At 50.9% G+C, this 13,809-nt stretch carries 14 protein-coding genes; 1 reads left to right on the forward strand and 13 read right to left on the reverse strand.

Annotation, left to right across the window (positions count from 1 at the left end):
- Positions 1 to 48: 48 nt before the first annotated feature.
- The 11 genes from V3C10_12215 to V3C10_12265 all read right to left on the reverse strand — a co-directional run bounded on the left by V3C10_12215 (position 49) and on the right by V3C10_12265 (position 11,025).
- A complete protein-coding gene (locus tag V3C10_12215; protein WVP64532.1) occupies positions 49 to 1,086 on the reverse strand; it encodes a GGDEF domain-containing protein in 1,038 nt (345 codons plus the stop codon).
- A gap of 316 nt (positions 1,087 to 1,402) precedes the next feature.
- Positions 1,403 to 1,813, reverse strand: a complete 411-nt coding sequence (locus tag V3C10_12220; protein WVP64533.1) for a DUF3788 domain-containing protein — start codon at positions 1,811 to 1,813, stop codon at positions 1,403 to 1,405.
- A 101-nt stretch (positions 1,814 to 1,914) separates the two neighbouring features.
- Complete coding sequence (locus V3C10_12225) at positions 1,915 to 2,808, reverse strand: DUF1266 domain-containing protein (protein WVP64534.1); 894 nt, start codon at positions 2,806 to 2,808, stop codon at positions 1,915 to 1,917.
- Positions 2,805 to 3,437 (reverse strand): DUF4317 family protein, encoded by a 633-nt coding sequence (locus V3C10_12230; protein ID WVP64535.1) that lies wholly within the window; start codon positions 3,435 to 3,437, stop codon positions 2,805 to 2,807. The genes V3C10_12225 and V3C10_12230 overlap by 4 nt, the downstream gene beginning before the upstream one ends.
- A 54-nt stretch (positions 3,438 to 3,491) precedes the next feature.
- The gene (locus V3C10_12235; GenBank protein ID WVP64536.1) at positions 3,492 to 4,433 is read right to left on the reverse strand and encodes a 3-oxoacyl-[acyl-carrier-protein] synthase III C-terminal domain-containing protein; all 942 of its coding nucleotides are present in this window, start codon (positions 4,431 to 4,433) and stop codon (positions 3,492 to 3,494) included.
- Positions 4,434 to 4,446: 13 nt separating this feature from the next.
- On the reverse strand, positions 4,447 to 5,745 hold the full coding sequence (locus V3C10_12240; protein ID WVP64537.1) for a F390 synthetase-related protein: 1,299 nt from the start codon (positions 5,743 to 5,745) through the stop codon (positions 4,447 to 4,449).
- A complete protein-coding gene (locus V3C10_12245) occupies positions 5,720 to 7,603 on the reverse strand; it encodes an NAD-dependent epimerase/dehydratase family protein (protein WVP64538.1) in 1,884 nt (627 codons plus the stop codon). Before V3C10_12245 ends, V3C10_12240 begins: the two co-directional genes overlap by 26 nt.
- A complete protein-coding gene (locus V3C10_12250; GenBank protein WVP64539.1) occupies positions 7,600 to 8,817 on the reverse strand; it encodes a glycosyltransferase in 1,218 nt (405 codons plus the stop codon). Before V3C10_12250 ends, V3C10_12245 begins: the two co-directional genes overlap by 4 nt.
- 146 nt (positions 8,818 to 8,963) lie before the next feature.
- The gene (locus V3C10_12255; GenBank protein WVP64540.1) at positions 8,964 to 9,320 is read right to left on the reverse strand and encodes a molecular chaperone Hsp90; all 357 of its coding nucleotides are present in this window, start codon (positions 9,318 to 9,320) and stop codon (positions 8,964 to 8,966) included.
- Positions 9,321 to 9,504: 184 nt separating this feature from the next.
- Positions 9,505 to 10,671, reverse strand: a complete 1,167-nt coding sequence (locus tag V3C10_12260; GenBank protein ID WVP64541.1) for a hypothetical protein — start codon at positions 10,669 to 10,671, stop codon at positions 9,505 to 9,507.
- A 141-nt stretch (positions 10,672 to 10,812) separates the two neighbouring features.
- The gene (locus V3C10_12265) at positions 10,813 to 11,025 is read right to left on the reverse strand and encodes a hypothetical protein (protein ID WVP64542.1); all 213 of its coding nucleotides are present in this window, start codon (positions 11,023 to 11,025) and stop codon (positions 10,813 to 10,815) included.
- Between the two features lie 182 nt (positions 11,026 to 11,207).
- Here V3C10_12265 and V3C10_12270 point away from each other — a divergent pair, with 182 nt between their 5' ends.
- Positions 11,208 to 12,050: a YitT family protein gene (locus V3C10_12270; protein ID WVP64543.1), complete on the forward strand. Its 843-nt coding sequence runs from the start codon at positions 11,208 to 11,210 to the stop codon at positions 12,048 to 12,050.
- 46 nt (positions 12,051 to 12,096) lie between these two features.
- Here V3C10_12270 and V3C10_12275 read toward each other — a convergent pair whose 3' ends face one another.
- A complete protein-coding gene (locus V3C10_12275; protein ID WVP64544.1) occupies positions 12,097 to 12,438 on the reverse strand; it encodes a hypothetical protein in 342 nt (113 codons plus the stop codon).
- A 21-nt stretch (positions 12,439 to 12,459) separates the two neighbouring features.
- Complete coding sequence (locus V3C10_12280; GenBank protein WVP64618.1) at positions 12,460 to 13,677, reverse strand: winged helix DNA-binding domain-containing protein; 1,218 nt, start codon at positions 13,675 to 13,677, stop codon at positions 12,460 to 12,462.
- Between the last annotated feature and the right edge of the window lie 132 nt (positions 13,678 to 13,809).

Raw genomic sequence — 13,809 nt, forward strand, 5'->3', positions numbered from 1 at the left:
TGTTCTTATAGAAATAGTACCACATGGATATGGACAAATCAATCATTGTTACAGCGGGAGGAAACTGAAAATCAGCACGATATCGGATCGGCCGGGTAGCCGGCTGTAAAACGCCTCTTTGATCCTGTTTTCCACCAGTGACGCATGTTCAGGGGCGGCATCCGGTATGACAGCCAGAAATTGACAGCAGCTGTATTGGATGTAAATATCACTGGAACGGAGGGAGCTTTTGAGGCTGTCCTTCAACTGCCCTGCTAAAAAGTCACGTTCTCTTAATTCGATAAAATAGCCGTACTGATCCGATAAGGATATCAGAACCAGCTGGGCGTAGAATCTGGTCCGGGCAAACCTGTTTTTCAGGAACCGGCAGACAGCTAAAAAGTTCAGGTATTCCTGGCTGCCGGCTGCTTCGGAAATATTTGTTTCCTCCAATTGACGGCAGACATGTTTTAAATCATCAAAGTGCTCTGCTTTTCTAAAGACGGTATCTGCCTCTCTGTCACTGTTTTCCGGTATGTCATCACAAAAATTAATCGCTTTTCTCCGGCCTCTTTTACCCAAGCGTACGGCAAGAAGTGCACGTCTGCACAGGCTTTTGAATGTATCACCGTTTTTAGTTACGGCTGCCCCGATTGTAACATCAAGATATTCAAGTCCCGTTTTTTGTGCGGCCTGGTTGATTCTGGCCTGCATTCCTCCCATTTTACCGTAGAGAAAACCTCTTTTTTCCGTCCCGGAGATAAAGACAGAAAATTTATCCCCATCGATACGTCCGATAATATCTTTCTTGAAGAAATAATACCCCATAATTTCCGGCAGTTTTCTGAGGAGACTGTCTCCTGCCATATGGCCATATTCCTCATTGATTCGCTGAAAGTCATTTATATCTATGACGAGCATTAAACCGGGGGTGCCGCCTGCGAGCAGTCTGTCAACCTCCGTTTCCATGGTGTCTCTGCTAAAAAAACCTGTTAATGAATCTCTTTGTCCAGAAAGCGTTTTATTCCCGCCGCTTTCCTTTGGCGAAGTATTCGTTTTTTCCATTAATCCCACTTCCTGCCCTCTGATGCTGATTTCAAGAATCATAACCTCCTGTCTGCGATTATGAACAAAATCATTTATTTTCCATGAAACGGAGAAGTGCGAACATGATGTTTACGCGTCCGCATTTCTTACTGCAACCATCTTTACGGGATATAGTCCCAACCCACTGGAACCGTTTTTTTCGCCGATTTCTCCCCTCTTTGTAATATGAACGAATTCATTCATATTGCTCTAAACGACAATATGCGAATGGCAGACGCCATTCGCATATCACTATATTTTTATTATATTGCTGAAACGATTCACTGTCAATAGTCTTTCACGTCGTTTTTAAGTATCAGATACTGGAATGTCTCAATCAGGAGCACTTGACGGCCAGAATTTTTTGTATGTCATCAAAATGCTCCCTGCAGGTGACGCGGTACTGGATCCAGCCGCCGTCACCACAGGGATATTGATTGTCGATATATTCCTGGGTGTATTTCTGTAGCTGTATGTATAACGATTGATACTGATTCCCGGATAAGCGTACCATCACCGTAAATGAATTGTTTTCAGCGAAAATATTGCATATCAGTTTTTTCTTCAACCGGTGGGCAATCCCCCAGCCATATTGATTTCCGTAGGGGAAGGTAATCTGCTGTGCCGTAGCATACGTCGCAGTCAGCCACTCATTCAGCGAAGAAAACAGCCCGGCGGTCTCACCGCAGTAGGCGGTCATCTCGGCCGGCGAAGGCGTCTCCTGTTTGTTCAGCATTCTCTCATACATATCAGGTGTCTCCCGGATTCATATTTTATACTTCTATTGTTTTACACTTCTCTTATTTTACACTGCTTTTATTTGATACTTCCTAAATTGCTATCCCTATATTACCATTCTTTTTTCAGCTCCGTATACCAGTCGAGCTGATAAGGACCATCCTCCATGGCTTTCAGGGACTGATAAAGATAGACACGGTACTGAAACTCAGACTGCGGGTCGGTGGGATCGGATTTACTCCAAAATACGTACCCGTAAATATAGCTCTGCATAAAGTCTTCCCAGGACGGGAACATGGTCTGTGCCTTTTTGGCAATTTCCAGAGACTTGTCCATGGCCTCCTCATAGGTGTAATAGCCGGTTACATAGTACTGCCCCAGAAGCATCAGCGCGCGGCTCAAATCCCAGCCTGCACATGCATTTTCCCCATAGGTCTTGTATGCCATATAGGCCGCCATCTGCCGGGCCGCTTCACCGTCGGAAATAGAGTTCTGGCTGCCGTTATCTCCCCAGGACGCATTCAAATCGATATCCGTCGCATACTGCCCCAGATTATGTTCCTTGTAATAACTTAAAAGCGCCTTGTTATGCCCCTCGGTCTCCAGCCAGGTAATTTTGTCCTCGGCGCTCCGGCGGTCCGTAACGCCCCAGTCCCGCTCCAATATCTGCCTGAGGGCCACGGAATAGACCAGATCATTGGGGGAGCCGCCTCCCGGTTTTGAGATATCCGCGCCGTTGCGGACACACCAGAGGGCGTAGGCGGAATTAAACCAGCGCACCGTATCCGGATACGTCCGGGATTCCGTTCCTTTGCCGGTCCCGGCCTGCACCGTTAAACCGGCGCCGGGCAGCGGGGAAAGACTGCATGAGAAAACTGCACATAAAAGTACTGCCGCTATTAATTTCTTTCTTTTCATTCCTTTTCCTCCATTCCTTCCGTCCTGCTGCATGGCCTCCCGATGACGGTATTCGGCCTTTCCAAGCCTGATATCTGCTGGTTTCATTTATCCGGAATCACATTCAGGAGCCGTAGCAGTTCTTTGTGGGGACGTCCCGCATCCGCGTGGAAGACAGCAATATGGTCCGTATCTCCGCTCCTGTCGGTAAAGGCGGGAAATAAAAATCCGCATTCTGGTTTGCCCGGCTCGTATTCCCCGGACAAGGGACAGATGGCGCAAATCATATATTCAAACACCTCTTCCGATTCCCACAGACGCTCCTTGTCGGATGTTTTGGCCGGTATATCATAGCGGTCGTGGAAAACGAGAATGGCATACCCAGAGGATGCGTGATAGTTTTCCATCATCACGTCGTAAAACGTATCCATCAGGGCATCATTTTTCAAGCCGCATTCATTCATCGCCATCAGTAGCTGCCACATACCGCCCGGCTTTCGTACTGCCTCGGGAAATTCATATTTTTTCAGGTTTACATTGGTGGGCGAAAAAGGGATTTCCTTTGCCAGCGCCAGTTTTTTTGTCCGTTCCGGTGAGGAAAGCTTCAGAAAATTGGTATTGAAACTTCCATCAAAATCCCCGTCCCCGTCCACGTAACACCCTGCAATTCTCGTGAAGGAGGTCCGTGAAAGAGTCATCCGCCTTGTCAGCTCCAGCATATCTTCTCTGTTAATCATATTCTGTAATTACCTTTCTGTCATATTATCGGTTTTCTGTTAGTCGGGAGTGCATCAGAACCTCATCAGAAGAAAATTCGCCGTCAGTCCGGCGGCCGTTCCTATGAGCAGGATCAGGTCACCCCGTTTGATTTTCCCCTCCTCAATGGCCTCACAGAGCGCGTAGGGGACCGAAGCGGAGATCAGGTTGCCATACTCCGAAACGCGGTCGATATAGGTACCCTTCCCAAAGCCCAGTCTGGGCATGATGAGATTCAGCGCCCGGCTGGCCTGATGGGGAACAACCAGATCAATCTCATCCCGGGTCACGCCGGCTTCCTTCAGGCAATGCTCTACAAAGCCGGGCAGACACTTGGCGGACAGCTTCAGGATCCGTTTCCCCTTCATATCAAAATAGTAGTCTTCCCGGTTTCCATCATTCATGGAAAAGGAAGGCATCAGGCCGCCTCCGCCCCTGATTTCCGTGTCATGTGCGCCCTCGGACCAGGTCCTCTGGCAGCCGTAGAGGATCGCGGAGGGATCGGAGTCTTCGGATTTCGTCAGCACACAGGCGCTGGTTCCATCCGAAAACAGCTCATAGCTCTCGGTCTGTTCCGGATTCAGGGCTGCGGATGCCGTATCACCCGATAGAATCAGCGCATTGTTATACCGTCCAATCTCAATCAGGCATGACATTACATCCAGGGCCGAGATAAAACTGGTACACGTCGTGTTGATATCCATGGCGGGAATCGAAAGGCCTTTCGCCAGCCGCTCATGCACCAGGGCGGCGTTGCAGGGAATAGCCTGCAGCGGAGTCGCCATGGCACAGACAATACAGTCGATCTCTTCTATCTTCATCCCGGCGCATCTGAGCGCCTTTTTAGCCGACAGCACCGCCAGATCCAATAGAGTTTCCCCCGGCTCCAGCCGGTACCGGGTCTGTCCTCCAAAATCCATCTTATGTGCCGCCAGGGTCTTTCCCCAGCCGGCAATCTTTACCCTGCGTTCCTTCATCCCTGCCCCTTTCTCATGTGTTCTTCCTCTCCACCCGCTTCATCTTCCTGCCCTTTTCCCTGCCGTATGCCGTAAATCTGATTTCCGGCAGGATAAAACCGCAGTCCTTTGAGAGAAGTGAAAATTCCTCAGCAATTTTCTGTTTCCCGTATTCCGTCAGGTCGGCATAGACGGTCAGCCGGCCGTCTTTTTCCTGCACGATCCTGTAATCTCCGGATATGCCCGTTTTTTCCGCTTCCCCGCCCCCATCCGCAAACAGGATACACCTTCTGATAAAGTCGGGGAATATGGGCACATCCCGTCCGTCATGGCCCTGGAAGGTAAAGACGTCGTCCTCCCGTCCCTCTATTTTTTCGAGCGCCAGACAGGGACTGCCGCAGGCGCAGGCCTCCTTCTTTTCCACCAGGATGTCATTTAAACGGTAGCGGATGATGGGCTGAGCCTTCCGTTCAAAGTCGGTCACAATGGGCACAAATCTTTTTTCATCCAGGTATTCCCGCTCAATATGCACGATATCCTCGTTCAAATGGAGCGTTCCCTTTGGGCAGGTGGAAGCCAGACAGCCCTCGGTGCACTGGTAAACCTGGTGAATCACGGGCAGCCCAAACGCTTCCTTAAGTCTCCGCTCATCCTCCGGTTCCAGTACCTCGGCAATGGAAATCACGGTTCGTGGCCGAATCCCTGTCTTTCCCTGCCTGATATCTTCCGCAATCATAAGAAGGAGCGATGGCTGTCCAGCCAGAATCTGCGGCCGGATTTCCCCAAGGCGTTTCCGGTGCTCCTCCATGTCTTTGTAAATATCAAAGAAGTGAAACCTGATATTTTTAGATTTTACCGCCTGATAGAGGTTGCTGTCGGCTCTCATAAAAAATGCGATGGAGTACTTACCCAGGATACTTCCGGGGAGAAATTTTGCAAGGACATATCCGGCCCAGCGGTTTTTCTCATCGTCGGACACCAGGAAAATTCCTCTGTTCCCGGAGGTGCCGGAGCTTAGCCCCACCGTCACCCCCTTAAGTTTTGGCGTAAATTCCCGCTCCCGTTCAGCCCGGACCGCAAAGTCCAGGGCTTCCTCCCTGCCGATTCCGACCGTGTTGAGCCCGTCAAAATGATCCATCATGAATGTTTTATCCGTAACCGGACAGGAAGACAATTGTTCCACTCCCCTGTAAACGGCGGAGTGCCCTGCGATATACTTTAAATGCTTCCTGATTTTCTGTTCCTGCCATCTTTCCAGGGAACTCCTGTCCGAAAACGGCCTTCTGTATTTGTAATAAAGATAATATTTAAGCACGGAAAACTGGTCTGCCATAAGTCTTCTCACTCCCTCTCTGATGGGAAAACACGATTCGGATTTCCGGGTGCTCCCGCTTCAGCCTGCAGAGCTTCCTGAGCGAATTTTTATACTCTGCAAAATCCTTCTGGATCAGGCGCGGAATCACTCTCATCCGGAGGGTATCGCGGACCAGATCACCTCCCCAGCAGGCATCCGCCGCCAGGAACAGTTTCAAATCGGGTATCCAGAGTCCCATCTGCCCCGTACAATGTCCATGAAGCGCTGCGCCGATAAGACTGCCGTCCCCGAACAGATCGTAAACCTCTTCAAAATACCGGCAGAGGAAATGTTCTGCGAGCCGGTTCTCAGGTTCCCGGCGGCTCACCCCGTCACGTTCCCCGGGCAGCATCTCCGTAAACACCAGATCCCGGAGCCCCGGCTTGTCAAGCGTCCTCATGGTTCCGGCCGAAGCCACCAGGCGGTATCCGCTGAATTTCTTAAGCCCTCCGATGTGATCCGGATGGGCATGGGACAGAATGATGGTTCCGATGCTTTCCGGACTGATTCCGTCGGCTATCAGCCGTTTATCAATCACCTGTTCCGGCCTCACATGGACCGGGTTTAAAAGACGGTATAATTTATGAAACGGACCTCCCTGATAGATGGCCTCCGAGTATCCTGTGTCAAACAGGATGTTTCCAAGGCGCCTGTGGCGTATCAGCGCCGCCATTGCCGGAAACTCCCTCTTTTCACCGGGATGTCCCCGGAAAAGGAGCCGCAGATCATTGGTGCAGGAACCGCAGTGATAGAGCTTTACCCCGTCTATCAGCGCGGGCGGTTTTGGCAGCCCCTGGGACGGCTCCGCTTTTTTGGAAAGCTGCCCCGGCAGGTCTCTTCTCCCTTCCGATTCGTTTTCCTTCCACCAACGTCCATATTCCTGAATCGATTCCATCAGGGATTTCTCCGGTTCATAGCCGAGGATGTCCTTTGCCCGGCTGATATCCATGGTCTGGGAAAACGCCAGCGTGCATACCGTATACTTTGTAAGCGGAGGCTCTCCGGGCAGGCGGAATGTCCTGTAAGCCCATTCCAGGGCCCGGGCCATGCCGTAAACCGCCTTAAAGGGCAGTTTCCTATAATGGGGCTGCTTATCAATGGCAGCCAGAAAGGATTCCAGAAGGAGCCGGAATTCCATCGGCTCCCCATTGGTGATATTAAACACCTTTCCATCCGCCTCCGCCGCAGTCAGGGCCAGACGGCAGGCCTGAGCCACGTTCTCCACGCTGGTCAGCTCTACAGTGATGCAGCCGTCCCTCATAAGGGGAATCCCAATCCGTTCATTCGCCCGTAAAAGCCGGGGAACCAGGCTTGTATCCCCGATCCCGATCAAACCCCTGGGGCGGAGAATGACGGTCTCCAGCCCCTTCTCATGCATCTCACCGATCACCCGTTCCGCCATCAGTTTCGACTTGATATAAAAATTTAGATCGTTTTGCTCCGGCGCCTGCTCCTCACGGATTCCATAGCGGTCATGCTTCTCCGTATAGATGCTGGGGGATGAAATATAAACGAGGCGTTCGACGCCGTTTTCAAGGCAGAGTTCCGCCACCAGAGCGGTTCCCGCCACATTCGTCCCGTAGAAGTCCTCCCATTTTCCCCAAACCGTGGAAAGGGCGCCCGCATGGATGACGTACCGGACATCCCGAAAATAGGCCTCACAGGTTTTGCGGTCCGTGAAGTCGCCGGGACAGAATTCAGCACCCAGCTTTTGAAGCGCTTCTCCGCGCTCCCGGTTTCTCCCGAGGGCTAAAACCCGGTATTCCTTTGTAAGACGCTTCACCAGATATCCGCCTAAAAATCCGGTCGCCCCTGTGATCAGAACTGTATCCCTCATTCGTCCTGCCGCCTTTCTTCTTTCGCTGTATTGTTCCGGTCCAGTAAATGAAGCGCCGCCTTCACATGAACCGCCGTCGCCTTTTTTCTCCGCTCTCCGCTCCACGTATTTTTCAGAGCCATGGCTGCCATGGCCTCCCGATACAAATCCACTTTTTTTCTCAGTATCCTTCCAAACCCCATGGCCTCAAACCGTTTGGCATTTAGAAGCTGTTCTCCCTGCTGGGGGCACATCAGGCAGGGTACGCCGTAATACAGAGCCTCATGGATACTGTTCATCCCGCCGGACGTGATAAAGAGAGACGCATGTTTCAGGATCTCTCCCTGGTTTACGAACGGACGGACAATGAAGTTATCCGGAATCCGGTCCGTTGTTTCGATATTCCAGGCCATAACGATATGAAATCCGGCGCCCTTTTCCCGGCCGAACTGCTTCAGTATCTCATGAAACAGTTCCCGATCCCGGTTAAATACGGTTCCCAGGGAAATGTAGATTAGTCTTTCCTGCGGACAGATGAAATCATTGGTCCGGATGCTCTTCATATGGGGAGACAGCGGCCCGAGGAATACATAGTCCTTCCCAAATTTTCCGCCGCCGGGCTGGAACATCCTGGAGTATCCCATCAGGTTCCGTTGTCCTTTGTTCATCAGGACGGGGAGCATTCCCAGTTTCCGTATTCCATAACTTTTTCCAAGCAGCCGCCGTATCCGGAGCGCCTGGGGAAGCTCTCCCGCATACCGCAGAAAACCGCCGGAAAATCCCAAGGCATATGCGAAAAATGCCCTTCCCCCGATCCGGTCAATGGCCGCAATACTGTAAAAGCTGAATGACGGTACCGAAAGAAGTTCCCCGACCGTCCTGCCCCACAGCGCCAGGGAATCAAATAGAATATGGCAAGGCTTTTCCTGTGCTGCTTCCGAAAGAAGGGCGGGCAGCATATCGTGGGTATATTCAAGAATCAGGCGGTACAGCTTCAGCAGCTTGTTTCCGTCCGAGGTATCAATGGTCTTACCGCCCAGCGGATAAGCCCTGTATTCCCCGCCGTTCGCCTCGATCTCCGCCCGGTAGGGTTCCGTCGCATAATAAATAACACGGAATCCGGCTTTGGCCAGCCGTCCGGTTAAGTAAAGGTTTGAATGAATATGCCCATAGGCGGGAAGCGCATAAAACAGAATGGTTTTTTCTGTTTCCCGCTTCTCTTGTTTTTGTTCCATCGCTGTCTCCTGGCCGTATTGCCGTCTCCTGAAAACGGGCACCAGCCATTTCTGACTGATGCCCGTTGGCCCATCTGGTACTGGTTTAAAACGTTATGTTTTGTAATGAAGGCACTGAATCGTTACTATAATCGTTACTATGTTTCTTAAAGGAGAGCGTCCTTCTTTGAAAGGATTGCCTCCGCCGCAGCACAGGCCGGACAGTCGCAGTATTTCGCTCCGGCTGCTTTGATTTCTTTTCCATGAGCCGCCACGCCTTTGGCTTCCTCTGCCCCGAAAACCTGGGCGCCGGTTTCAGACTCTGCGAAAGCGATTAAACCGTCGACCGGCATAATGTCTGCCTCCAGCTCTTCGATATATTTCTTTGTCTCTGCGGCCTCATTTTCAGTTCCAACGGCATCCAGCCAGGTTTGAGCTGCTGTTCTTGCCTCACCGCTGCATGACTGTGCATCCATTAATTCGTGTGTCTTCTCAACAACATAGTTTAAAACTTCCTTATCCATAATCGGTGCTCCTTCCTTCTGCTGAAATATACTATATATTACCACTGAAATATACTATATTTTACCACATTTACCGGGTCATTGCAATTCAAAAGAGAGACTTCTGGCCTGCTGTCAGACAAAAATGCTGTTCCCAGGCAGGCTGCCGTGAAAGGTCAGATAAAGGTTCCGCCATTCTCTTTCTTTATTCTGTTATGGCCCGGATCACGTCCTCTTTGGTAAGCCATTTATCCCATTGATAGCCATCTTTGGCTCTGGAAGTGTCGTAAACTGCATTAAGCGCCTGATAATACTCTTCTTTGGACATCACGGCGCCATTCCATTCATACCGGTAAACCGGTTCCCCGTTCTCATCCAGCTGCAGGTTCGAAGGATCTTCCGCCCCGTAGTAACCGGCGGCAATCTGTGTCAGACGTCCGCCCGCCATGCTGTATACCAGATCATAGTAGCTGTCCATATGTCCGTCGGAATTGCAGAGAAGATTCCCTTTTTCAATGTAAGTAAAGCCGAGCCTGTCAAGCTGAGTCTCACTGACCGCACCGTCCGCAAAGCTTACAATCCCGCAGCCAGCAGCTTCACTGCCGCCAATCTCCACCAGCTCCGGTACGGCATCGTCGTTGATGTAAATCAGGTTATATCCCTGCCACTGTCCTGTCTCCTGCTGAAGGTGGCTTAAGTAGGCCTGCTGCCAGGCGGCCAATTCCTGCTCTTCCTTTTTTCCCGCCCCTAAAAAGCCGAGAACCGACTTTACGGTCTTCTCGGCGAGAGCCGAATTGGCCGAGTCGGACAGTTCCCTTTCTAGGGTAAAAGAACCGTTCCCGCTTCCGCGGTAGATTCTGGCCTCGGAAAAACGGCCGGAAGCGCCTGACGCAGGGGAATAGCTGCAGATAATAATGATATCACTGTAACCGTCGTTATTATAATCGGGAAATGAGACGGCTTCCACTTCATTGAAATTCTCGTTTTCACGGCGGTTGTTCTGAACCATGCCGTCCAATGTGGCGATTGTACGTTCACCGTCCATAAGCTTGAACAATGCATCCTCATACAGGTTGCCGCCGTCCGGCTGATAGGAGGCAAAAGTCACCTTCCCCTGGGGTTTCAGCGTCACTTCGAAGGTCTGGGACTCAATCAGGCTGTAACGGTCCGCTTCACCGCCGTTTTCACCGGCCTGCGCCGCCCCGGATTCCTGTTGTGGCACTGATTCAGCCTCTGCGGCTTCCGTACTTACGCCGGCCGTTCCGGATTCCTCCGGTTCCCGGACTTTATTCTTGCTTCCGCAGGCGGCCAGTGTGCCGCACAGAGCCATACAGAATATTGCTGTCTTCCACTTCTTGGTAATACGTTTCATAATCTTTCCTCTCATCTTATGTTCTTTATTTCAGGTCTGGATATCAGGTCTGATCTCGGGGGAATTTCCACCCTTTCCTATTATAGCAAACGGGAGAACATAAATATAGCGCTGATAATCAGGGAAAGAAAAATATTAAATTCATTCCTGAGCGGACACATTGTCCCGATTTTCCATGCCGAACACGCCGCATGCCATAGCCCAGACACAGACTGCCTTTGATATCAGGCGGACGGCCAGATACGCCGCATTAATCCAGTTTATGGCGTTCGATGTCATCAGTGAAAACATATCGGCCGCCCCTCCGGAAAAGAGGTTCTCGTAATAGGCTTCATAGCTTTTGCCCGCCTTCACCAGCGGCTGTTTTCCATTTGTTCTGTTTTATGTTCATGTTTTACCCTCCAACTGTTTTTCGTTTATTGGTTTTTCTTTTCTCCTGTCAATTGCAGGAAGGATTTTGTTGTGTTACAATACGAGACGGGGCATGGTTGTATGAAAAACATATGTCAAAATTATAAACTTACTGGAGGATTATCATGAAAAAATGGGGGACGGTCAAAGAGTTTGCGGTGATTACTTTTGCGACCATCATTGTATCTTCGGCTGTATTTTTCTTTCTGATTCCGAGCCATGTATCGGTCGGCAGTATCTCCGGCCTGGCCATCGTTCTGGGAAACTTTGTGCCTTTAAAAATTTCTGCAATCACCTTTATCCTGAACCTCTTTCTGCTGATACTGGGATTTCTGTTTATCGGCAGGGAATTCGGCGCCAAAACGGTGTACACCTCTTTTCTGGTCCCCGTTGTCCTGGCCGTACTGGAAATCATGTTTCCGGATAACCAATCCATTACCAACGACGCATTTTTAGATATGCTCTGCTATATCTTTACCGTGAGCATCGGCCTGGCCATGCTGTTCAACCGCAATGCGTCATCCGGCGGTCTCGATATAGTGGCAAAATTCCTGAATAAATATATGCATATGGATTTGGGCAAGGCCATGTCGCTTTCCGGCATGTGCGTGGCTCTCTCCTCCGCTCTCGTTTATGATAAAAAGATCGTAGTTTTAAGCATTCTGGGCACCTACTTAAACGGAATCGTGCTGGATCATTTTATATTCGGCTTCAATATCAAAAAGCGGGTCTGCATTATCTCCGAACATGAGGAGGAAATCAGGGAATTCATCCTGCATCACCTCCACAGCGGAGCGACGATTTATGAGGCGATCGGCGCATACGACGGCCGTCCGCGCAGGGAAATCATCACAATCGTGGATAAGAACGAATATGCCATGCTGATGACCTATATACTGAAGACGGATAAAAATGCGTTTGTAACGGTCTATGCCGTCAATGAGGTAATCTACCGGCCGAAACGGTAAAAAAACGGTACCGGAGGAGGAGTAGACATCCTCCGGTACTATCTTTTTAATGCCAGCGGTATCCGCAGTCCGGATTCAGGCACTCATATCTTCCGATCAGCAGGGGATTCAGCTCGTGAGGAACTCCCGCTATCGCCGCCGCTATAAGATTTCCGCGCACCATCAGTTCATCCGTTGTCAGCCGCCTGATATCCCGGCAGCCGCACTTCGGACAGCCGGGATACCTGCCGTCATTGTCACGCTCATAAACCGGGACAAAGGAATTGATTTCAAATTCTGCTCCGGCATCTTCGTAGAAAGCTCCGCAGGCGCTGCATTTTTTCATCTCGGCCTGATTGACCGTCTCAATCCCGTATTCTTCACATCCGCAATAGGGACACTGTTTCATCGAATTTCCTCCTCTCTCTGATTACAAAATTTCCAGATCCAGGTTTGTAAGCTTCTGTCCCCGGAAGGCGGCATAGGACCCGGCAAGGCCGGTAAGCTTCCGCCTGTCTTGAAAATCCCGCCATAAAGAGATTTTCATCTCCAAACCCTTACTTTTCTTTTTCCCCGTAAAGACTCCGATTACTTCTCCGCGGTACACAACGGCTCCGGGATTTGTCACGAGTTTCCATATCCGGCTGTGCAGCGTCTTCTCCGGCTGAAGAATCAGTCTGTCACGCTGGTCCAGGTAGGGATCGTGCCCTCCGAGAAGGAGAAGCTCCCTTTGAAGAGGGGCGGGCGAAAGAAATTCCGCCCTGTCGGAGGAAAGAATAAACGCTTTTTTACCGGATACCGTGACCGCCTCCATTTCATCCGAGACGGTATTCCACATGCGGCGCGCCTGTTTCCCGGAACAGCCGAGCCAGACTGCGAACATGTCGGCCGTGGCCGGTCCGTAGCAGTGCAGAAATTTGCGCACCAGTTTCCCGGCGGCCCCGTTTGAAGCGCCGCTTTCACCGGCGCCGTTTTCCACGGCCGTTTCCGTTTTGCCAAGCCAGTTTATGCGGGAGGTAAAGGTCGGGCTGGTTCCGTCACGTTCCCCGAACACGACCAGGCCTTCAAAAGCGCACGGCCGGAGTAAAAAAGATACAGCGGCCCCGCCGACGGTCTGTCTGTCCGGATCCCCGTACATGGACGGCCGGTTCCAGAGAACGCGTTTTTCACCGGGCAGATAAGGAGCCATCCATCCGGCGAGCGTCTGATCCAAATCACTTTTACCGGTAATAATTTTATCGTCCAACCGGGAAATCACCCGTTTGAGGAGCAGAAACAGCTCCTCAAAATCCATCTGGAGAAAGTCGAGCGCCGCAGAGATTCCCCGGGTATAAATCCACGGCTCATCCTCTTTTGCAGTAAGCGCGGTGAGAAACGCATCCCATTCGGAGGCGGGAAACACAACGGGCGCTCCCCGGAGGCTCCATGCCTGAAGCAGAGTTTTTGTCCTGTATAAAAGTTCTTCCATATCCGCCAGGCTGAAATCCGGAATGCGGTTAAAAAGAGCGGTTTCCCATGCTCCCGGCGGGGTATTCTGCAGTCCGCATGCTCCTGCAATATCGGATAGATCCGATTTCCCGTATTCCCTGTCCAAATGGTGGGAATGCAGCCGGAACATCCGAATCTGTGTTACATCTAATTCCTTTATATGATTCATGCGGCAGTTCGCTTTTTCCATAAGTAATACTCTCCGTATTCTGGGTGATGTGACTTACACTAATTTTAACTATACCATATTTTTGCCGGAAACGACAGGGTCCACAGACGGCTGCCGGAAAAT

Origin of the sequence: [Clostridium] symbiosum (assembly GCA_036419695.1) — a bacterium.
Taxonomy (GTDB): domain Bacteria; phylum Bacillota; class Clostridia; order Lachnospirales; family Lachnospiraceae; genus Otoolea; species Otoolea symbiosa_A.